Source organism: Corynebacterium sp. S7 (genome assembly GCF_054401105.1).
This window is the reverse complement of sequence record NZ_CM136760.1, coordinates 2,738,488-2,759,483: the sequence shown is the minus strand read 5'-3', so window position 1 is coordinate 2,759,483 and position 20,996 is coordinate 2,738,488. Positions and strand designations below refer to the sequence as shown.

The 20,996-nt window shown below is 57.6% G+C and carries 16 protein-coding genes; 8 read left to right on the top strand and 8 right to left on the bottom strand.

Going from position 1 to position 20,996, the window contains the following annotated elements; translation table 11 throughout:
- Positions 1-21: 21 nt before the first annotated feature.
- Complete coding sequence (locus ACXZ66_RS13015; RefSeq protein WP_458751393.1) at positions 22-1,509, top strand: TM0106 family RecB-like putative nuclease; 1,488 nt, start codon at positions 22-24, stop codon at positions 1,507-1,509.
- Here the strand turns inward: ACXZ66_RS13015 and ACXZ66_RS13010 are convergent.
- Positions 1,496-3,190 (bottom strand): cupredoxin domain-containing protein, encoded by a 1,695-nt coding sequence (locus ACXZ66_RS13010; RefSeq protein WP_458749321.1) that lies wholly within the window; start codon positions 3,188-3,190, stop codon positions 1,496-1,498. The genes ACXZ66_RS13015 and ACXZ66_RS13010 overlap by 14 nt on opposite strands.
- 38 nt (positions 3,191-3,228) lie before the next feature.
- Positions 3,229-4,428 carry an MFS transporter gene (locus ACXZ66_RS13005; RefSeq protein WP_458749319.1) on the bottom strand — a complete coding sequence of 400 codons (1,200 nt, stop codon included), beginning with the start codon at positions 4,426-4,428 and terminating at the stop codon, positions 3,229-3,231.
- A 71-nt stretch (positions 4,429-4,499) separates the two neighbouring features.
- Between ACXZ66_RS13005 and ACXZ66_RS13000 the strand changes: the two genes are divergently transcribed.
- Positions 4,500-5,390 carry a LysR family transcriptional regulator gene (locus ACXZ66_RS13000; RefSeq protein WP_458749317.1) on the top strand — a complete coding sequence of 297 codons (891 nt, stop codon included), beginning with the start codon at positions 4,500-4,502 and terminating at the stop codon, positions 5,388-5,390.
- Here ACXZ66_RS13000 and ACXZ66_RS12995 read toward each other — a convergent pair.
- The 3 genes from ACXZ66_RS12995 to ACXZ66_RS12985 form a co-directional block, all read right to left on the bottom strand.
- Positions 5,333-5,800 carry a hypothetical protein gene (locus ACXZ66_RS12995; protein WP_458749315.1) on the bottom strand — a complete coding sequence of 156 codons (468 nt, stop codon included), beginning with the start codon at positions 5,798-5,800 and terminating at the stop codon, positions 5,333-5,335. The genes ACXZ66_RS13000 and ACXZ66_RS12995 overlap by 58 nt on opposite strands.
- A gap of 151 nt (positions 5,801-5,951) precedes the next feature.
- Entirely contained in the window at positions 5,952-6,638 is a 687-nt protein-coding gene (locus ACXZ66_RS12990) for a MerR family transcriptional regulator (protein WP_458749314.1), read from the bottom strand.
- Positions 6,639-6,752: 114 nt separating this feature from the next.
- Positions 6,753-7,355, bottom strand: a complete 603-nt coding sequence (locus ACXZ66_RS12985) for a superoxide dismutase (protein ID WP_458749312.1) — start codon at positions 7,353-7,355, stop codon at positions 6,753-6,755.
- A gap of 155 nt (positions 7,356-7,510) precedes the next feature.
- Here ACXZ66_RS12985 and msrA point away from each other — a divergent pair, with 155 nt between their 5' ends.
- From msrA to ACXZ66_RS12970, 3 genes are all read left to right on the top strand, one after another.
- A complete protein-coding gene (gene msrA, locus ACXZ66_RS12980; protein ID WP_458749311.1) occupies positions 7,511-8,152 on the top strand; it encodes a peptide-methionine (S)-S-oxide reductase MsrA in 642 nt (213 codons plus the stop codon).
- 459 nt (positions 8,153-8,611) lie between these two features.
- Positions 8,612-13,306 (top strand): DUF5979 domain-containing protein, encoded by a 4,695-nt coding sequence (locus ACXZ66_RS12975; protein ID WP_458749310.1) that lies wholly within the window; start codon positions 8,612-8,614, stop codon positions 13,304-13,306.
- A gap of 135 nt (positions 13,307-13,441) precedes the next feature.
- A complete protein-coding gene (locus ACXZ66_RS12970; RefSeq protein WP_458749309.1) occupies positions 13,442-13,582 on the top strand; it encodes a hypothetical protein in 141 nt (46 codons plus the stop codon).
- A 79-nt stretch (positions 13,583-13,661) separates the two neighbouring features.
- Here the strand turns inward: ACXZ66_RS12970 and ACXZ66_RS12965 are convergent, their stop codons facing one another.
- Together ACXZ66_RS12965 and ACXZ66_RS12960 are read right to left on the bottom strand one after the other, a co-directional pair.
- Entirely contained in the window at positions 13,662-13,814 is a 153-nt protein-coding gene (locus ACXZ66_RS12965; RefSeq protein ID WP_458749307.1) for a hypothetical protein, read from the bottom strand.
- Positions 13,815-13,826: 12 nt separating this feature from the next.
- Positions 13,827-14,627: a class E sortase gene (locus tag ACXZ66_RS12960; RefSeq protein ID WP_458749306.1), complete on the bottom strand. Its 801-nt coding sequence runs from the start codon at positions 14,625-14,627 to the stop codon at positions 13,827-13,829.
- Between the two features lie 169 nt (positions 14,628-14,796).
- Here ACXZ66_RS12960 and ACXZ66_RS12955 point away from each other — a divergent pair, with 169 nt between their 5' ends.
- Entirely contained in the window at positions 14,797-16,470 is a 1,674-nt protein-coding gene (locus ACXZ66_RS12955) for an alkaline phosphatase D family protein (protein ID WP_458749305.1), read from the top strand.
- On the opposite strand, the gene ACXZ66_RS12950 is transcribed toward ACXZ66_RS12955, so the two are convergent.
- Positions 16,394-18,289: an alpha/beta-hydrolase family protein gene (locus ACXZ66_RS12950; protein WP_458749303.1), complete on the bottom strand. Its 1,896-nt coding sequence runs from the start codon at positions 18,287-18,289 to the stop codon at positions 16,394-16,396. The genes ACXZ66_RS12955 and ACXZ66_RS12950 overlap by 77 nt on opposite strands.
- A 122-nt stretch (positions 18,290-18,411) precedes the next feature.
- Here ACXZ66_RS12950 and ACXZ66_RS12945 point away from each other — a divergent pair, with 122 nt between their 5' ends.
- Complete coding sequence (locus ACXZ66_RS12945; protein ID WP_458751391.1) at positions 18,412-20,286, top strand: pyruvate kinase; 1,875 nt, start codon at positions 18,412-18,414, stop codon at positions 20,284-20,286.
- The gene (locus ACXZ66_RS12940; RefSeq protein WP_458749301.1) at positions 20,283-20,996 is read left to right on the top strand and encodes a glycerophosphodiester phosphodiesterase family protein; all 714 of its coding nucleotides are present in this window, start codon (positions 20,283-20,285) and stop codon (positions 20,994-20,996) included. The genes ACXZ66_RS12945 and ACXZ66_RS12940 overlap by 4 nt, the downstream gene beginning before the upstream one ends.

The window sequence follows — 20,996 nt, the reverse complement described above, 5'->3', positions numbered from 1 at the left end:
GGATCCCGAGGCACCGCACCTATGGAAGTGCGCCCCTCGGACCTTGTCGGCTGTAGGTACCGTCTGCGCCAAAGGCATCTGCATCCGGAGATTGGCCCGTCACGCGAGGGAGAAGCTCGCATGACGCGGGTTGAGGCTGCCCGAGATGCGGTTCTGAACCTCCTTCCCACTAAGCCTGCCCTCGGAGACGGCCGCGGGAAGGCTTTTCGACGAGTCGACCTGCAGGCAGCAGAAGGCGAGGACACCGAGCTTGCGACCTACGAGGCGATCTACGATCGAGCGCACCTGATCACAAATGCCACCTTGTCCGGCTGGATCGATGGGCACTACGTCACCACCGGCGTTGACGTGCTCGTACGCCAAGACGACCGCACGTATCTGCCCATCCAGATTTCAAATCACCGGGTGGCACGGCCCTCTCGATCGAAGAAGATGCAGGCCATTCCCACCCATCGCCTTGGGCTGGGCGCTCCGCTGGAGTACGGCGCGAAGCCTAGGCACCACACGCTTGATGGCTACCGCGTCGCAGCCGCGAAGATCTTTCTCGACAAAATGGGTCTGGGCACCGAGCAAGCGGGCGTGATCGGTCAAGATCGGACAAAGGCTTTTCTTGTTCCGGTCGAACCCTATGTCGAGTCGCTGCGCGAAGCCTTACAGCAGCCCACACCGGATCAGCCCCGACGTTTGAAACAGTGCGCGAGCTGCCGGTTTTGGGAGCTCTGCGAACCCGAGCTGCGCGAGATGGACGAGATCTCACTCGTGTTCTCCGGTGAGCGCGCCCGACCCTTTCGTGACCTCGGCATTCACACCATCGAGGGTGCGATCGATGCCGATTTGGGCGAGCTTTCTGTGGTTGCGCAAGCGTGGCGGGAAAACATCCCAGTGCTTGCGCGCACCGATGAAACGTCCGTTCCCCGGGCGGATGTGGAGATCGACATCGACATGGAGGCCTACCTCGACCAGGGCGCCTATTTGTGGGGAGCCTACGACGGAGACACCTACCACGCCTTCGTGACTTGGGATGAAGTCGGAGGCAAGGAAGAGTCGGCCATGTTCACAGCGTTCTGGACCTGGCTGATGGGTCGTCGCGAAGCGGCATTGCAAGCGGGACAAACCTTCGCGGCCTACTGTTATGCGGCCGGCGGCGAAAACCACTGGCTGATCAGCTCGGCGCGGCGCTTCAACACGGTCGATGAGGCCGAGGTGCGCAGCTTCATCCAGTCCGACGAGTGGATCGACGTGTTTGCGTATGTGCGTCGCCAGTTCGTCGGCGTCGATGGGCTCGGGCTCAAGGTGGTGGCACCGCTCGCAGGCTACGACTGGGAGGACGAGGTCGACGGCGAGGCATCGATTGCTTATCGACGATCAGCTCGCCTCGGTGACACGAACGCACGAGAATTGCTGCTGCGCTACAACGAAGACGACTGCCGAGCCACCCGGTCGGTGCGGGAATTCCTCGATGCTGGCGCGCCGGGGATCCCGCGAGTGTGGGAAGTTACACGGCCATAATTGTCAAGGTCATTCCCATGGCTTGGTGGCCGGCGATGGTGCACCAGCCGTCGACGTTTGCGGTGATGACTCCGGCATCGATGGTGATGGAATCGCCAGGGACGAGGCGACCCGAATCGACTCCGTTGGCAAGGCGCAGGTCGTGGGCCTGAGTGTCATTGTTCGTCAGGACGATCTCGAGTGAATTGCCGGTGGGTACCTCGATGACATTTGGCTCGAAGGCCATCCCGACCGTGGAGATTTCTACCCTCGTGACGTTTTCTGCCCCCGTGGATTGCGTGGGTTGGCCGCCTGTTGTGGGGCCTGCGAGGCCACCGAACATCACGATGACAAACGTCAGCACCGCCAGCCCGGCGGTGAGTTGGTTCCATGCGGGTTTGGCATTTGGGTCTTTTGGCGTAGGTTCCGCTTCGCCCAGCAAGACTTTCCGCTGCGCGCGGACCGCAAGGATGAGCAGCGGAATGAAGGCGACCAGCGCGCCGAAGACAAAGAAGGACAGCACCACCTTGAGCCATGAATAGGTGGCCACCTGCCACAGGATCAGGCCCAGGTTGATCAAGGTTAGGCGGAACAGGCCACCTTTATTCAACACAGCAAGGCCAGTGCGCACGGCACCTGGACCACCGCCCATCGTGGTGGGCAACAGGTAGCTCATCACGCCGAGGAGCAGCTGCGCGCCGAAACCGATGAGTAATACGGTCGAAGGCAGTGAGACTTTGGGAAGGTCGGTGGCAAGGAAGACTTCTAAGGTGAGCCAAATGAGGATGCCCACCAGCCAGAGTACCGACATGAGCACGGAGCCTGAGGCGTAATTGACGCGGTCGCGGGGGTCTTTGAGCACGTCGATGACATTGCCAAGCCAGCTGATCAGAGCCACGATCCACCCCAAGGTGTATACGGCCAGGCCGGCACCAGCGACCCAGGTGGAGTCCGCGAAACAGCCCACGGTGGCAACTACTACGCCGAAAGTGAGCAGCCCGATGACTAAACCGGTCCGGTCTTTTCGGCCGCGGGTGCGCCAGATGGCGGGGAACAGCACGGACAGCGAAGCCGCGGCAGCGAGTCCTACAAAGCCAAGCACATTGGTGATCAAGTGGGCTAGGCGAACGTTTTCGTGCAAGCCCACCGGTAGCTCCATGGAGAGAAGCGCACCAAAGAAACCGCCGACGGGGAGGAAGAGCGCGGAGATGACATAGCCGAACACTGCAGGGCGGTACTTCTTAATCTTGTCCGAGCTCATCCATTGGCGCAGCAGGCTAAAAGCATGGACGAGCAGGGCAAGGATCACGATGGTCGCGCCGATCTGGGTGACAATCCAGTGCGTATCCCACCACTTCACCAAGATCTCGCCAATAATCGTGATCACAATGCCGAGGTTGAGTGCTTGGAAGCGGCGTAGCTGACTGGGGCGCCGCTCGTCGTCAAGCTTTTGCTGCAAAAAACGCTCGGTGAAGTGCTGGCTCCATAACATGATGGAGTTGGTAACAATGCCGAGAGTGAAAATGTGGATGAGTACCCAGCGGTACTCGGGGATCCAGAGGTGAATAAGCCCGGCGATGATGAAGATCATCATCCAGACGGTGACGGGTTTGCTGGCTCGGCGGTGCCAACTTTTGCGGGACCATTCTTTGGTTGGTAGCTTTTCGCTGGATTCTTTCGCCGTGGCGTTCACCCTAGTCATACTTTCGTATAGTACTCACGGAAATAGCCGTACAAAAGCTATTGGCGAACTGGTTCCTTCTTCTCCGCGCGCTTCTCTGCGAGCGCAAGTGCGACGGCGATGACCACCACGACAATCAGGATGGCAGCGAGCGTGCCGACGAAGCCCGTCCACGGGAAGCTCTCGAAGATCCAGCCGGTGGAGCCACCAATTGCCGACGAGCCCAGGTAATAACAAAAGGTGTACAGGCTCGAGGCCTCCGCGCGATTTTTCGTGGCAATCTGGCAGACCCAACCGGAGGCGGTGGAATGGATAGCAAAGAAGCTGGCGGTGAAGATGAGTAGGCCGAGCATTGTGACCCAAATACTTCCCGAAACGCACAGGAGGAGGCCGACGAACACCAGCACGGCGCCCCCGAGAACTACGCGACCACGGCCGAAGCGCTTGATCATGTTTCCAGCCTGGGCCGATGACCACGTGCCCGAGAGATACATGAGGAACACAAGACCGACGAGTGACGGGGCGAGCCCGAAATGATCGATGAGCCGGAAGCCAAGGAAGTTGTACATGGACACGAAGGTGCCCATGGCGAAGAAAGCAATGAGGAAAAGCGAGACCAGGCGCGGGTTTTTCAGGTGGCCCGCCATGGCAAGCAGCTCGGATTTGGGGCTGATTGATTTCGGGGTGAAGTTTTGCTGTTTGGGCAGGAGCAGTGCCATAACGATGGCGAAGATGAAGGCGATGGCAGCGGTGGTGGCGAGGGCGCCTCGCCAGCTGGTGAATTCAAGGAGTCCCGTGGGGATAAACCTGCCAAAGAGTCCACCGACGGTAGTGCCCGCAATATAGAGGCCCATCGCGCCGGGCAGGTCCTCGGAGTGGATCTCTTCTGACAGCCAGGCCATGGCGACAGCCGGGGTGCCCGAGACCATCACTCCTTGCAGGGCGCGCAAAAGGATCAATTGGGTCGCGTCTTGGGCGAATGGGAGAAGGAGGCCGATCGCTGTCGCGAGCAGGGCCGAGATGATGAGCACGCGACCGCGCCCAAAGCGCTCCGAAAGGATAGAGGCGGGCACAACGCAGATGGCCAATGCGCCCGTGGTGGCGGAAACGGTCCATGCGGCTTGGGTTGGCGTGATGCCAAGGTCGGAGACGAAGGAGGGGAGCAGCGCCTGGGTGGAATACAGGGTCATGAAAATTGCCAGGCCTACGGCCAGCATGGCAAGGGTCGCGCGCTTATAAGCCACCGTTCCTTTTCTCATGGTTCCCATCTTCTCGCCTCAAGGGTCATGTGTAAAATGCTCAAATTAGTCGAATGTGATTCAATAACTGCATGAAGCCTGCTGATCTTGAAGGGTTCCTAGCTGTCGTGCACATTGGTCATTTGGGTGCCGCCGCCGACAAATTGCACGTTGCCCAGCCGACGCTGTCCCGCATGGTGCAGCGCGTGGAATCGTTTGCTGGAGCTCAGCTCTTCGACCGGGTGAGTGGCAGGATGGTCCTGAATTCGCGCGGTCGTGCGTTTTCGGTGCATGCAGAGACGGTCCTCGACGAGCTCTCGGCTGGACGTGCCCAAGTCGCGCGACTCATGGATCCCGAACGTGGCTCGGTGCGCCTCGATTTCATGCACTCGCTTGGCACCTGGTTGGTCCCCGATCTCCTCCGCGATTACCGCGCCGATCACCCACACGTGCAATTTTCTCTGCACCAAGGTCCCGCAAACGCACTGGTAGAACGAGTGCTTCGCGACGACGCCGACGTCGCCCTCGTCGGGCCTCGCCCCACCGACGAGCGGATCGGTTGGGTCTCGCTTGCTCGCCAGCGCCTCGCCGTGGCCTTCCCCGCGGGCGAAGCAGACTCAGGTCCAATCGCTTTAGAGGAGGTCGCTGACTCACCGTGGGTGGGAATGTTGCCGGGCTATGGCACACGCACGCTTCTCGACGAGCTCACCGCTCAGGCTGGCTTCACCCCAAATTTCGTTTTCGAGTCGATGGAGCTTACCACCGTGGCAGGACTGGTTTCCGCAGGTCTTGGCGTTGCGCTGCTCCCGATGGATGACCCGTACTTAGCCGTTTCGGGAGTGGTGCTGCGAGAAATCACACCGCCTGTTTTCCGAGACTTAGGGATGGTGTGGCGCCTCGACGCAACGGAAGCTCCACCGGTGGATCAATTCCGAGAGTTCGTTGCGGGCCGCGGGAGCCACTCGGCCACGTTGCCGGAGTAGAGCGAAATTGTGCTGACCTCGGACGTGCGTTTCTCCTGCCAGGGCCAGGTGTCATGAGCCACGGAGACAGGTGTGCTTAAGGCAAGAGTGGTGTCAGTGCCGTGGGATCCTCCGAGGGTCAGAGAATCGTCGCGAAGCTCGTGCATTTCGGAGTTGAACGTGCGCTCGGGGCGGGTGCTCGCGATTGCTGCGAGGGGAATCGTGGCGAATGTCTTGCGGCCCCGGCGCAGAACGAGGTGGTCTGCGCCTAGGTAGTGGGGGCGGATGCGTTCGCCAGCGAGTATGCCCCAGATCAGGATGACTGAGTACACAGCCAGAATTACTGCGACGATACGCAGCCAAGGTACTGAAATTAGGAAGTCCACAATCACGGCTTCGATGGCGATGACCACCGTAAATGCTGCAACCATCTGTAATCTTCCTGGCTGGTGGGGAAGTGGTGTGGCATCTGCGGGAATGAGTACCTCTCCTCTCGCCCAGCGATAAAGGTCGTGCCACATGCCGAGTTCCCACCGCGCAAGTTTGAATGCGGGGTGTCGTTGGAGGAATCTGAGCAATGTTTTAAGCATCGATAGCTCCAGTAAGAGCCTTGAACGCCTTGGCCTGTGCACCCTGCAAGGGAACATCACTACGCGAAAGTGGCAGCGTGCCGGGGCGCAGCGTTTCGAAGACCCCGCGCATAAACCCTGCGGAGATCAGCCCCGCAAGTTCGTCGATTTCCGCCGAGATATCGGTTGCGGCGGGCAGCTCGGCCAGCTTTTCCCACAAGATGAAATAGCTTTGCGACGACGCGAGGCAGGTCGAATCTGCGAGGTTTGTGCGCAGCTGATCCCAGGTAGCAGGAGTAGCGACACCGGCGAAGGCCATGAGATCCAAGCTGTCCAAATCTGCGCGCGGGGTTTGGGAATCGCCAAAATGCGCCAGAATCGATTCACGAATGTCAGCTGGGGTGCCAGCAGGGTTGTCCTGTAGTGCCAGGAGCTTTGTGCGCTGGAGCTCGAGGTGGGCGAGTTGATCGTCGATAAGCGAGAGGGCCTCAGGCACCGCATTGGGTGTGTTGATCTGGGACAGGGGGACGCCGGCGTCGATGAGTGCGCGGGCGCGCATGATCGCGGCGACATCGGTGATCGCGTAATCGCGGTAGCCGTTGGGTAGGCGCGCTGGTTCGGGGACTGCACCGCTGGCGTGCATATGCCGGATCGCGCGGATCGAACACCCCGCGGCGTCTGCGACTTCTGAAATCTTCATATCTACATCATGAACTATGACGTGGCGTTAGGGTCAAGCGCTTGGCCAAGGAACTCGTCGTAAAGCGAAAAACCGCTCCCGAAGGAGCGGTTGATCCAAAAAGGTAAAGCTAAATTACTTCTTTGCCTCTGCGTAGCGTGCAGCAACGTCATCCCAGTTGAAGACGTTCCAGACAGCCTTGACGTAATCTGCCTTGACGTTCTTGTACTGCAGGTAGAATGCGTGCTCCCACATATCCAGCATGAGCAGTGGGGTCAGGCCGATGGAGGTGTTGCCCTGCTGATCGGTGAGCTGCTCGATAACGAGACGGCCAGCAACCTTGTCGTAGCCCAGGACTGCCCAGCCGGAGCCCTGCAGGCCGAGAGCTGCTGCGGAGAAGTGAGCCTTGAACTTCTCGAAAGAACCGAAGTCGTTGTTGATTGCCTCTGCGAGCTCGCCGGTTGGCTCGCCGCCACCGTTAGGGGAGAGGTTCTTCCAGAAAACGGAGTGGTTGGTGTGGCCACCGAGGTTAAACGCAAGGTTCTTGGACAGTGCGCGAACGCGGTCTGGGTTAGCCTCGCCGTTGCGCTCTGCTTCGAGTGCCTCAAGTGCTGCGTTTGCGCCTGCAACGTAGGTTGCGTGGTGCTTGGTGTGGTGCAGCTCCATGATCTCTGCGGAGATGTGTGGCTCGAGCGCGTCGTACGCGTAGTCCAGCTCTGGAAGTTCATATACAGCCATGTTCTTGATTCCTTTCGTAAAAATTTCCGCCCGCTAAAGTTCAGGCGCTGCACCCCATGATAGGCAGTTTTGAAAATTTGGCAACGATTTATTGTGTACGTGTCCACAAATGGGGTGGGTGGAACAGATTCGCCGATTCATGCGTTGAATAGGGCATGTCGTGGATCTTTCAACGCACCCCAGAACTTGTTGCCCCCGAAGACACACTCCCGGGCCGTGATACCCCGGTTCTAGCCCATCCATCTGCCCACGCCGTTCTTGGCACGCCCATTACGGGGCCGTGGAAGGAAGGGCAAAAACGCCTGATTATTGGCATCGGCTGTTTCTGGGGCGTGGAGAAAATGTACTGGGAAACCGAGGGTGTTGAGGGCACTTCGGTGGGCTACGCGGGTGGCCAAACCAAGAATCCGACGTACCGCGAAGTCTGCTCCGGCATGACTAACCATGCCGAGGTTGTCGAGGTGGTCTACGATCCCGAACGGATCTCGCTGAAAGAACTCGTCCGCATGGCGATGGAGGCGCACGACCCAACCCAGGGTTTCCGCCAGGGCAATGACGTGGGCACCCAGTACCGTTCTGCGTTCTACCCGGACACAGAGGAAGAAGTGGAGCAGATCCGCGGGTGGATCGCACAATACGCAAGGCAGCTTGCCGACGAGGGCTTCGGCGAGGTGACCACTGAAGTGAAGGTAGGCGTGGATTACTACCTGGCAGAAGACGAACACCAGCAGTACCTCTATAAGGTGCCGAATGGGTACTGTCCGCATCACTCCACTGGTGTTGCTTGTGCGATTTAGCTAGTAGACCTTTCGACGACTCTTACCTTTTAACGGGAATGCTTTTGCAGCATTCCCGTTTTTTGTGCCAGTCGCGTTCTGGCCACTACCCCCGAGGTTAACCCTTGTTAGTGCAAGCCCGTGGCGGTTGGTGAGTTTTAAAGGGCTGGTCATTTACCGTTTTGTTTACCTTGCATAAAGTTCAGCTTACCCATCAATAATCTCAATAGAAGATTGAAAGTTTTGAAATGGACTAATCCTGTGAATGTGCTTATCATTCCCTGTTATGTGGAGCTAGCTTTAGGCTTCGCAGCCTCTCAATCCTGACCGTAACCACGCTTTTTCCTGTGGTAAATCCAAAATTTATGATCTTAAGAAGGGTAAATGAACAATAATATAACGATTGGAAAGCACGGAAAGGGGGTGTCCTTCTCGATATCCATAGCGGCAATCATTGCAATTTTTGCATTGGCTGTAACTATGCTCGTTATCCCCGCGCAGTCTGCATCTGCTCAGGACGGCGCTGATGACGGGGCCGCATCTCAGATCGCCGATAACTTGAATGAGATCGCCGATGATTCTGGCGTTGAAACTAGTCCGATCGAGATTGACAACTCCGATAACGAGACTCCTGCCCAGCCGTCTGCTCCAGCAGGCACCGAGGGCGAGGGCTTCGGAACCGGCGAAAGCGGGCTGGACCCGCCAGCACTGAATGCCGAATTAATTGCTCCGTTTGCGATCAATGACGGAATTAACGTTAAGGTCACTGAGATTCGCTCGGAGCATCTCACTTCGGACGACCAAATTACTATCAATGACAGGGTCTTTGTCGCCGGAACTTGGGACGCATCCACCGCGAACCCGCAGCCGGGCGACAACTTTGAAATCCAATTCCCAACAGAGCTGTCTCTTCCTCCAGTTGGATTTACCTTCCCGCTGACAGGTGCCGACGGCACCGATTGGGGTACTTGCGTAGTTGCAGCAGACAACACGCTTTCCTGCACACTGTCAGATGCAGTTATCGACCGTCCTGAAGATGTCCACGGCGAGTGGAACCTGTGGACTACTGCTGTCCAATCTACGAATGCCGAACAACTCAACTTCAGCGTCAACGGGAAAGTCGTCGTTGTCGACCTTCCTGGCGAAGGTGGTATCAGCGACGGTTTTGAGATGGGCGATACCCAGAAGACCGGAAGTCTGCGCAATGATCAGCAGTCTGTAGAGTGGACCATTCAGGTCCCCGGTTCTGTCCTGTCCCAGCTATCCACAGATGGTTCTACGGTCACCTTAGACGACCGCTTGTCGGCGAACATGGAGCTGCACAACCCTCCAGCGCCACGTCTGGAATCGGGTCGTGGCGACTGGAGCGCAGTTGAAGGCGGCAGCGTCACTATCAACCAAGACAATGTCGAAGGCGAAGGCGACGACGCTTATCGTCCTCTGACGCTCAAGATCGACAGTGGCGAAGGATTTAATGCGAACGAGATGTACCGCATCATCTACGTTACGAAGGCGACAGCGGGCTACGTTCAGGGCGCGAAGTTTAGCAACTACGTAGATATTAACGGCATTGAGTACGGTCAGGGCGTCGGCACAACCTTTAGCCCGCGAACCGAACCGTATAAGGGCGGTACGCTCGAGCAGACCGATCGCTATGGTTCTCTGCGTTGGTATGTCGCGGTGCCAGGCAATTGGTTGACGGCAAACAACGCTGCGTCCCTCACTTTGACCGACACCTTTACCGGTGGTCATTCCGTCGACAGTGAAAAGGATCTCAAGCTCTTGATCCAAGAGCGGGACTATCTTCCTGCGCTCGACCAGACTAATACTCCATGGCGCAACGTTACCGATCAGTTCACCATTGACCTCGAAGTTGCTGAGGGCGGTACTGGATTTGATATGACGGCAACTCCTAAGGAAAGCTTTGATTTCCAAGCGAGCAAGATTTACGAAATTGTCTACTACACACAGGTAGACAAGGACGACATTCCAGTTGCAGGTGAAGACACTTTCACCAACAATGCAGTGGTGAACGGTGCGACCGTTTCCGCCGACGTAAACGGTCGTAGTTTCAAGCCTTCGAAGAAGGGCGAGATTAACTACAAGCCGATCACAATCGCTGGCGAGGAGTTCCCATGGGGCACTACCATCGGTTGGCATGTTGAGACTCCTGGCCAGTTGATGGAAGGCTCGGAGGCACCATTCCGAATCACCGATACTTACTCTGACACTCAGGAAGTATGTGCTCCAGCCGGAGCTGACCTGAAGGATGCACTCAACCTAAAGGTCACCGCGCGAGACTACGTGACAGGTAATCAGGCGAACGAGTCCGTCGATGTCACAGCCGGCACCAAGGTCTCTCACGATCCGGAGACGAACCAGATCACATTTGAGTTGCCGCAGATTGATGGAAAGTACAGCCGCGATTGGGTCTACGTCATTGATTACACCCTCTGCACCGCAAGTGGTGGCGTCGATGTTCGTGGTACTTCCTACAGCAACGAGATTGAAGGCCTGGGCGAGAAGTTCGGCAGCAAGGCCACCTTCAACTACGGCGGTGGCGGCACCGGTACGGGCGTAAGCCGTGGTTCCTTCGCTCTGCAGAAGAACTTGGCATGGGATTCTGTGCGCATTGATCCGAACGCGCACGATTTCACCGTCAAGGTTGAGGAGTTCGCGCCAGGTACTAATCTGGCAACTGACTCTCCTAACAACACGTACAACATTACCGTCAAGGCTGATGGCACTCCTGTGAACGGTCAGTTCTCTCGCGGACTTGGCTGGAAGATCCGGCTAACCGAGATTGATCTCCCTAACGTCGAGGGCGTGTACTTCGAGCCAGGCCAGTTCAAGGCAGCTCCGGGCGTTGAGGTTTCCGAGGATGGCACGACTGCCGTCGTTGAAATCACCGAGCCTCGTGAAAATGTCCAGGTACAGCTGGAGAACAAGGCATCGCACAGCAGCGCCTCGATCACCAAGGTAGTCAATGGTGAAGCAGCTGGCGCTGCCGCTGGTGTTAACTTCACCATTAATGCGAAGATCGATCGCCCAGGAAATGGTCAGGATGAGACCAAGACTCACACCATCAAGGCTGGCGAGACCTGGAACCTTGTTGACCTTCCTATCGGAACTGAGATCACTTACTCTGAGATCCAGCCCGCAGACACGGATGCTATTACCTGGGGCGAACCACAGTTTTCCCCAAGCAACACTGTCACCGTGGGCCGAGACCCACAGACCAACTCTGTGACGCTGACTAACACAGCTGATATCACCCAGGGCACCTTCTCTCTGAAGAAGAAACTCGAGGGTCCAGAGCAGTACAACGATAACGTCCCAGAATCCTTCACTGTTGTTGCAACCTGGAAGGACGCGAACGGGGTTGAGCAGAGCAAGAACTTAGTCCTGCCTGCAGACGGCTCTGTTGTCGACTTCGGCGAAGCGCTGCCAAGTGGCACGAAGGTCACCCTTTCTGAGATCGTTCCTGAGAACGGTAATGGCCTTGCATGGGCCGCTCCCGTTTTTTCAGGCAATGGAGTCACCTTCGACGAAGAAGATAACGCAGTTGTGACCGTCGGCCTCAACCCAGTTGAGGTCACTGTGAAGAACTACGTTGACACGAATGATGGCACCTTCCGCCTGCTCAAGCAGATCAGTGGTGAGGCTGCAGAAGGCGTTGACAAGGATACCGAGTTCACCGTTACTGCTCGTTGGCAGTCCGGTACTGAGTTCGAGTCTCGCTTGCTCACCCTACGGGCTGGAGAGGCAGTTAACCTTGGAGAAATGCTCCCCGTTGGAACTCAGGTCACCTTCACCGAGGGTCCTCGTCCAGAGGTAGCTGGCGTTGAATGGGGTGCCATTACTTGGGGCACGAACGGCGAGAATTGGTTGCATACCAACTCTGACGGATCCGTCACTGGAATCGTCTCCGACGATCCAGCTGAAGGCCGACTGATCACCCTCGGCAACGAGGCAACATGGCAGCCTGGCTCCATCGGCTTCGAGAAGCTGATAGAACTTGATGGTGAAACCACTCCTGCTGATGAGTTCGGCCTGCCAGAAGGCACCGAGTTCCAGATCCAGATCGATACAATTACCTTCCCAGCAGGCAAGACCCTGCCAGAGGGCGCTGGCATCGCTGAGGGTGACGTGATTGTTCTCAATGCTGAGAACAACTTCCGTTGGGAATCCGAGAAGATCCTGCCAAAGGACACCATCGTGACCTTCCACGAAATTGCTCCAGAGCCCGTCCCCGGTTACAACTGGGGTCTGCCTCGCTACGAGAACACGATCACCGTTGATGCTGATGGCAACCACGTCATCGACGTGACTAACCGTGCAGAGCCAACAACTGAAGTTGACATCGACAAGGAAGTCACAGGATTCAAGGGTGGCGAAGTCGAGCGTGACACCGAGGTACTCTTCCAAGTCACCGCGTCTTGGAACGACATCGATGGCTTCGAGCGTTCCTGCATCCTCAACGTTGTGCCTGGACAGCCGGCTCAGCCGACTGCGGAGTGCGATGCGACTGTAATCAACGGCAAGGTTTACTTGCCGTTGAACACCGAGATCACCCTCAAGGAGACCGGTGCATACACCAGTGTTGACAACGTCAATTGGAAGGATATCATCTGGTCAGTTGACGAGGGGCGTGCAAAGGTCAAGCCAGTCGAAGGTGATGAGACTGCAACAGTTGCAACCATCAACGGTGACGGTTCTGAGTCAGTGACCTTTGGTCTGGAGAACAAGATCTCGTCTAACGGCCTGATCATCATCCCACTGCCAATTCCTGACCTGCCAGATTTCCCAGGTTCCTCGACCCCACCGGGCCCTGATACCCCTGGGACCCCTGGAGATCCTGGTACGCCGGGTGAACCTGGTGAACCTGGTGAACCCGGTAAACCTGGAGAACCTGGAACCCCGGGTGAGCCCGGAGAACCCGGAAAACCCGGAAAACCAGGTCAGCCATCTGATGGCACTCCTGGTATTCCTGGAAAGCCAGAGACCGGACAGCCTGCAATGGTTGACGGTTCCGACGGCACGGCTGCCGCACAGCAGGGCGGTTCCGCTCTGGCTGTCACTGGTGCAAACGTTCTATGGCTTGTCGGCGGAGCACTCGTTCTGATCCTGGGTGGTGCCTGGTTGGCACTGCGCGGACGTCGCAACGAAGCCTAATCCGCTGTAAAGCTTAGGGGAAGGCCCTGTACGTCAGCCCTTCCCCGTGTGGCCCCGAACGTTCTTGCTTCAGTTCGGGGCCAACGCGTCGAATAAATCACCCACACAAGGTACTCAAAATACTAAGGAGCAGAAATGCTGAGCGTTATCCCACTGTCTTCGAACATCGAAGGCCTAGAGCAAACCGGTTCTTCCGTCTTCGATCTCCTCGCACGGATCTCGATCTTCTTGTATGATGTCCTGGGCCCAATCGGTTCCAGCACCATCGTGCTGTAATCAGACAGTACCGCTGAAGAACTAAAAGCGGTCCCGCTCCTCAATTCCGAGGAGCGGGACCGCTTCGTTATTCCTATCGTTAGCCCACCACGTTTGCTTCAGGCGACAGCAGTGATACGGCGGGGAAGACGACTTCCATCAAGAGGAAAAAAACCGCCACCAGCAGTATTATTACGACGATGAACTTCAACCAGGCAGGGCCGGGGAGAATACGCCAAAACCAGCTATACATATTCGTGAACTCCTAGGAGGTAGTGGGGGCGCCGGACTTCGGTGTGGAATCCACCAACATGCCGTGGACAATGATGCGCTCTGCGTTGGAGTAGCGCGGGTGGCAGGCAGTCAGGGTGATTAGGCCTTCGGTTTGATCAGCTGCGTTGGACGGCTGCCCCGGGACCGGAGAGAGCACACCGACATCATATGGGTTAGTGATGTGCTGGCCTGCTACATGGGCGTAGGTGCCGTGAACAATCGCCTCGGTTTGCTCCGGGGTGAAACAACTTGAAGCCTGGCTTGCTCGCTCCGCGGCCGAGACACCGTAAGGCAGGACCTTGTAGGTCTCCAAGGACGTGGCCGTCTCGACGATCAACTCGTCACAGACCTGCAACCTGTCGATGTCGTCGAAGGGCTCGCCATATCCGGAGCGGTGACCGGCGATGGCGAAGTTGCCGTTCTCGCCCGGCATCTGGGTATCCACGTAACGGCCCGGTCCCGTGCGCAGAGCTTCCTCGTCGGTGCCTTCCATGATCGCGTATTGGAAATCGCCTCCGAAGCTGGGGACGTGCAAGCGGCTAAAAGCCTCGCCAGCGACGGGCGGCGGTGCCGCTGCCTCGATGCCATCACCCAGGGTTGGAGCCGGCTGTTCCGACCAGCTTTGCACTAGCGCGTCGTCGACCTGCGATTGGCGCTGTCTGGAGTCGAGGTTGGTCCACACCGCTTCGTAAAAGGCATAGAGCAAGGCTAGGATTCCGATCGTGATTAGGATGTCGCCAAGAACGCGGGACAAGACCCCGCGCCGTCGCTTTGGCGCAAAGCTTTGATTCATTGAAACCAACCTTGCTGTGAAATTTATCTTTACACAGTTTACAGCACCTGTTCGGGTGGCCACGCCTCGCCAGTGCTACATCCAACCAAGAGGTAACCATGCGTTCACCTGCATGAACTTTCGCGAACGAACCAAGCGAAACCGGCACCGAAGGCCGACAATGCTAAGTGTGCAGCGGGCAAAGCGTACAGGTCCACAGTTTTCGCGTCGTGGGGTTTTAAAATCCTCGTTGATAGTCGGCGCGGTTGCTGCCTTACCTACTTCCCAAAATACCGCGCAGCTGGTGGGCGAAGTCCGCGCAAGCGATAATTCGCATTCCAGCCAGTATCAGCTCGCTGCCTATTCGCTCGACGAATACGGCGTGTTTATGCACGGTGTAGCCTCGGGCGATCCGCTCCCGGCCAGCGTTATTTTATGGACGCGCGTGACTCCTGAGCCCAGTGCGATCCCAGGCTCGCAGCTCGGTGAGCCAGTCCAGGTCGATTGGGAGGTTGCCACCGATCCGGAGTTCACCCAGCTCGTTCGCCGAGGCTCAACGACTACAGATGCATCCCAGGATCACACAGTTCACGTCGATCCATTCGGCCTGAATCCCAGAACCACTTACTTTTATCGCTTCCACGCTCTCGGGTATACCTCGCCTGTGGGAACGACGAAGACTGCACCTGCACCCACCGAGAGCGTCGACCAGCTCAATCTCGCCGTGTGCTCGTGCGCGAACTTCGAGTCCGGCTATTTCCAGGGCTACCAGGACATCGCGGAGCGCGCCGCTCTCGGGCAGATCGACCTCGTCGTGCACATGGGCGATTACATCTACGAGTTCGCGTCCGGCGAGTACCCCGGCAAGCACGGAGTCGTTCGCACTCACACTCCGATGCATGCCATTCGCACTCTCAGCGATTATCGTGCACGTTACGGTGCTTATCGACGAGACGCGTCCCTCCAAGCAGCTCACAGTGCAGTCCCCTGGGTGGTCACTTGGGATGATCATGAGATCGCTGACGATGCCTGGTCGGGTGGAGCTAAGAACCATGCCCAAACAGATGGCGATTGGTCTTCGCGCCGGGATGCTGCGATGCAGGCCTACCTTGAGTGGTTACCAGTGCGAGGGACATCACCATCGCGCGGAGGCCGGATTTATCGCTCGCTGACCTTCGGTACTCTTGCCGAGATCCACATGCTTGACCTGCGTTCTTACCGAAGTGCTCCGGGTGAGTTCCTGCCTGCCAGTCGTACCGACGTCAGCCGCACGATCATGGGATCGGAGCAGTTTGCGTGGCTGCACGGGAGACTGAACTTCTCGCCAGCGACGTGGGATCTCATTGGGACCTCGGTCATGATGGCACCGTTGAATCTCAAACCTCTTGATCGAAGCGTGGCAAAGCCGCTCGCAGATATGGTGGGCGTCGATCTCGGTGGAACCCCGGTAAACGTGGACCAATGGGATGGCTACATCGCCGATCGCCAAAGGCTACTCGCCAGCTTGAAGGGCAACACTGTATTTCTCACGGGTGACATTCACTCGGAGTGGGCCAACCACATTGAGTACGAGGGCAACGTTGTGGCTGCCGAGTTCGTGTGCTCGTCGATAAGTGCACCTAATATCGACGACCTGATGGGGCTGCCGCAGGACTCGTCGCTGTCCCACCTCGCGGAAAGCGTCGTGCTCGAACACAACCCGCACATCAGCCACGTCGATCTGGATGCGCATGGCTACGCGCTTGCGCAGGTCACGGAGAGCAGCGTCTCCATGACCTGGATGCGGGTTAGCGACGTCGAGATCGCAGGTTCCCCAGTGAACCCTGGCCCGACTCTATCGTTTGACGGATCACGGTTGGCTTAGGCACCTCTTCGTTGCGCACGCGTTCCATGTCCTTGCGGACCCACTTCGCTACCCCGATGGCTTGCTCGTCGCTGATCTCTTTGTCCAGTACTGCGGCCCAGTACTTGATCGTGGAATAGCGGTAAACATGCCCGTGACCTGGGAGGAAATCCAGGGAATTTACTTGGTCGAGGCCGACCTGCCAGCCAGTGATGAACGGCACCCACCGCAGACCGTCGAAAACATCCAGCTCCTGAGCTTCGGGAGCTGGCACTCCGCGGGAGCCGGGCTCGCGGAGCCAATCCGGCTGAAGGATGAACAACTTCCAGTCCCACCACACAACCGGGTCGGAGGCGTGCTGTGCGAAGACCACGCGGGGAAATTCCCACTCGTTGGCGAACTCATCGCCCCGAAAATCGTGGTTCAAATGGTTTTCAGTGGCCACGAAGCGGACATGGCGGCCACCATCGAGAACCGGAAGGCGCTGAATCGTGCCTCGATCGCGCGCGTTGGTCAGCTCTGTGTGCAGGCGGGTAAATCCTGGCGCGCCGGTAAAGAGGGCACCATCGACAGTTTCCAGCAGGTCATCGAGCGAATCAAAGGAATCGGCAACGCCGTAAGCGCCAAGAGATTCGCCAGCAACATAAAGCTTGGGGCGACGCTCCTCGGGGATCTGATTTAGGCGCTCTCGTACTGCCGTGATTAACACGCGCGAGGAGGTCACAGGCGTGGTGCGGTCAGCGATGTAGGAGACGGCAGAGGGGAGAAAGGAATATTGCATAGCGACGATGGCGCAATCCCCGCGCATCAGAAACTCAAAAGGGCTGGTGACAAAATCATTCAGCCACCCGGTTCCTGCCGAAGACATGATTGCAATTGCTTCGCGATCGAACGCGTTCGTGCGTTCCATTTCCTCGAGTACGAGCTTTGCCTGGTCCTCGGGAGTACGGCCTTCAGTAAGGCCGATGTAGATGCGGATAGGTTCGTGCGCAGGCTCTTGCATTACCGAGCGGATGTCGTCGATACGCGGACCCGCCGCAATCACTGATCGACCTTGACGCCCGAGGTTGTCCCACTCCTCAATGCTCTCGGGGGAACCGGAGCGGGTTGGCTCCGTCGGTGGGGTCGCGCCGGGCATGACCTCTTGGTTGAGTTTTTCCGCGCGGGCGTAAAGTTGCGAGAGCGCGCGACGCAGAACAACTTTGTCGGTAGCGAAGTACAAGGTGGCGATGACACCGATTAACGCAATTGGCCAGCTCACCACTGGTGGCAGCCAGCGCGCGAGCTGCCGATTCGTGCTGTCCACCCAGTTTTGAAGGGCCTCCCCAATTGCGAGCAGGATTCCGTACCCGACAGTGCCAGCAGCCATGCCCACGATCGCGCTATTCAAACCAAATGCGTTGCGCTCGGTTGCGAGTTGGACTTGCTTTGCGTGCCTCGAGGGGGTCCGCAATGCCACAATGGCTGTGGTTGTCCCAAGGCCGATATGGAGGACGGCATTGAGCCGTGGCATATCGCCCATGTGCGGGGCAATATTGAACTTGCGACGAATGCGGCGCGAAACGAAGCTGATTCCCGTCCCGACGGCGTGGCCAAAACCCTGGACAAATGCCACGTTGGCGGCGGTGATCCACCATTTTCGGGGCAACAGCGAAGGAGAAAGTGCCCACCACGTTGCTACCTCGGCACCGAGCACTCCTGCCCCCATATTTTTCGACAATCTGCGTGGGCCACGCAGTCGGATTAAGGGGGAGAGATCGGCATAAACTTCAAGCGCGAATTGAGTCGCCTTCAGCGCGCCGATAGCTCCCCGAAGCGCAATTCGTGCCACTTTGTTCATACGGGCCATTCTTTCAGAATTTCACTGGTCACGCATTCTCGTTGGGGTGCTTTCTCGCCGGCTCCCTCACTTGCGAGAAAATGGACCTCGTTGTACTGCGGAATCCCAAAAGGGCAGGCACAATAGATGATGTGGACCCCGAAACTCTCGTAGAAGACCTAATTGGCAAGCTCGACGACATCATTGAGGATTTGCAAGAAGAAGAAGAGGCTCAAAGTGATGAAATCAATCGCGTAGCAGAAACGCATCGCAATGGTGCGAAAAACTTGGTGCATTACACCTCTCTTCGTAATCACGATGTCCGTCAGCTTCAGGCCGGCCTCGCCTCTGTGGGCGCGACGCGCCTGAGTACCACCGAGCCTGCTGTTATGGCTAGGTTGCAGGCAGCGCACAATGTCCTTGACGCGCTTGCGGGCAAGGAACTGACCTACCCACAGCAAGAAATCACCGATGCGTTCGCCGATGCGGACGATATCTTGGAATCCCACGCGGACATCCTGCTGGGCCAAACTTCGGAAGAAACCCACTCGCGCATTATGGTCACGCTTCCTACCGAGGCAGCGGACGATTACGAGCTGGTCAAGGGCTTCGCCGAGGCGGGAATGGAACTAGCTCGCATTAACTGTGCTCATGATGGCGAAGATTGCTGGCGCCGGATGATCGACAATGTGCACCGCGCAGCCGAGGAAATAGGTCGCGAGATCAAGGTCTCCATGGACCTTGCAGGCCCAAAGGTGCGCACTGGCACCATCGAACCTGGCCCAGCAGTGGAACGTGCGCGGGTTACGCGCTCGGACTCGGGCGAGGTTATTTCCCCAGCTAAGCTGTATCTTTCGGCGGAAGGTACCGAAGAACTGACACCTCCAGAGGAGACAGGTCGTCCAGGTCTGAACCTCAAGGTCGACGCGCAGTGGCTGGCAGACCTCAAAGTCGGATCGACCATTAAGTTCAAGGACAACCGCGGCAAGAAGCGCAAATTCGAAGTCACTGAGGTCCGGGAAGACGGGCTAGTTATCGCCCACGGCAAGAAGAATGCGTATGTCGCAGATACCACGATTCTTGAGCACGACGGCGAGACCACTTCGGTCTCCGGTATCAAGCCTTTAGAACAGAAGATTCGCCTTTACCCAGGCGACACACTGATTCTCACCACGTCGCAAGAACCAGCGGTGGTCTCGGAGACGGGCCCGACCACCATCGGCTGTACCGCTCCCGAGGCCGTCAGCGCACTCGAGGTCGGCCACGATGTGCTTTTCGACGATGGCGCGATCGCCGCAGAAGTCACCGAAGTACGCCAAAACGGGGAAGACACCGAAGCTGTGTTGTCCATCACCCGCGCGAAGGAGACCGGCACAAACCTGGCAGCCTACAAGGGCATCAACCTGCCAGATACCGATATCCCATTGCCTAGCTTGACCGCAGAAGACCTCGAGGCCTTCGAATTTGTTGCGCACAATGCTGAAATCGCTGCGGTGTCGTTCATCCGTACTCCTGAAGACGTCTCCTTCGTTTTGGAGACTCTGGAGAAGATGGCACTGGAATCTCCGGATCAAGCAGACCGAATTCGCAACCTAGGCATCGTGTTGAAGATTGAGACGATCCCGGCGTATGAGCAGCTGGCTAGCGTCCTCCTCGAGGGCATGCGCCACCCGAACCTGGGCATCATGATCGCCCGCGGTGACCTCGCCGTGGAACTGGGCTTCGAGCGCATGGCTGAAGTTCCGCGCCTGATTATGCAAATGGCAGAAGCCGCTCACGTTCCGGTGATCATGGCAACCCAGATTCTGGAGAACCTGGCAAAGACTGGTCTGCCTTCGCGTGCCGAAATGACTGACGTGGGTTACGCCCTGCGCGCCGAGTGCGTCATGCTGAACAAGGGCCCGCACATTACGGACGCAATCCGTATCTTGGAAAAGATGTCGGCCAAGCTCGGTCGTTCCCAGCGCAAGAATCGCCAGCAGCTGCGCCGGATCTCGAGCTGGGAGAACGCGCTGTGAAAATCGTGGCGCATCGTGGATACGCAGGTAAGTATCCTGAGCTAACTCGTCGGGCTTTCGTCGAGGCGCTCAAGTTGCCCATCGCCGGCATCGAGTGCGACGTGCGCCTGACTAAGGATGGCAAGCTCGTCGTTTTCCACGATAAAGAGGTCGACCGTACCTCGAATGGTTCAGGGCTTGTAGCCAAAATGGATTTCGCCGATCTTCGCAAACTCAATGTGGGCACTGAAGAAGAACCACAGCAAGTGATGTTGTTCAGCGAGCTGCTTGAAGTGATGCAGGATTACCCCGACAAGGAACTCTTCGTCGAAACGAAGCACCCTTCACGCTTCGGCCCCGAGGTGGAGGAGCAAACGGCCGTGCACCTGCGCTACGCGGGGTTGCACGAGGATCTGCGAGTTTCGCTGATTTCTTTCTCTCACGCCGCGATTCGCAGGTTCGGGCGCTTGTTGCCCGAGCTGAACACCTACTACCTGGTCAATCCTCGGCATCGCCGGTGGAATCCAAAGCATCAGTTCGCATCTTCGCCTTATGGTGTTGGACCCTCGATCATGGAGGCAAAAATTGATGCGAACTTAGTTGGCCTTCGTGGCCTGCCTACCTATATTTGGACGGTTGATAAGGCCGAAGACATGATTTGGTGCCGGGAACATGGCGTTGATGTGATGGCGACAAACCTGCCTGAACGGGCGTTGGAGACCTTGCGGTAG

What these genes read in the sequence shown, in the direction of transcription:
- ACXZ66_RS13015 (WP_458751393.1), top strand. Translation starts at nt 22, where the DNA reads ATGGAAGTGCGCCCCTCGGACCTTGTCGGCTGTAGGTACCGTCTGCGC.
- ACXZ66_RS13010 (WP_458749321.1), bottom strand. Translation starts at nt 3,190, where the DNA reads ATGACTAGGGTGAACGCCACGGCGAAAGAATCCAGCGAAAAGCTACCA.
- ACXZ66_RS13005 (WP_458749319.1), bottom strand. Translation starts at nt 4,428, where the DNA reads ATGAGAAAAGGAACGGTGGCTTATAAGCGCGCGACCCTTGCCATGCTG.
- ACXZ66_RS13000 (WP_458749317.1), top strand. Translation starts at nt 4,500, where the DNA reads ATGAAGCCTGCTGATCTTGAAGGGTTCCTAGCTGTCGTGCACATTGGT.
- ACXZ66_RS12995 (WP_458749315.1), bottom strand. Translation starts at nt 5,800, where the DNA reads ATGGTTGCAGCATTTACGGTGGTCATCGCCATCGAAGCCGTGATTGTG.
- ACXZ66_RS12990 (WP_458749314.1), bottom strand. Translation starts at nt 6,638, where the DNA reads ATGAAGATTTCAGAAGTCGCAGACGCCGCGGGGTGTTCGATCCGCGCG.
- ACXZ66_RS12985 (WP_458749312.1), bottom strand. Translation starts at nt 7,355, where the DNA reads ATGGCTGTATATGAACTTCCAGAGCTGGACTACGCGTACGACGCGCTC.
- msrA (WP_458749311.1), top strand. Translation starts at nt 7,511, where the DNA reads ATGTCGTGGATCTTTCAACGCACCCCAGAACTTGTTGCCCCCGAAGAC.
- ACXZ66_RS12975 (WP_458749310.1), top strand. Translation starts at nt 8,612, where the DNA reads ATGCTCGTTATCCCCGCGCAGTCTGCATCTGCTCAGGACGGCGCTGAT.
- ACXZ66_RS12970 (WP_458749309.1), top strand. Translation starts at nt 13,442, where the DNA reads ATGCTGAGCGTTATCCCACTGTCTTCGAACATCGAAGGCCTAGAGCAA.
- ACXZ66_RS12965 (WP_458749307.1), bottom strand. Translation starts at nt 13,814, where the DNA reads ATGTATAGCTGGTTTTGGCGTATTCTCCCCGGCCCTGCCTGGTTGAAG.
- ACXZ66_RS12960 (WP_458749306.1), bottom strand. Translation starts at nt 14,627, where the DNA reads ATGAATCAAAGCTTTGCGCCAAAGCGACGGCGCGGGGTCTTGTCCCGC.
- ACXZ66_RS12950 (WP_458749303.1), bottom strand. Translation starts at nt 18,289, where the DNA reads ATGAACAAAGTGGCACGAATTGCGCTTCGGGGAGCTATCGGCGCGCTG.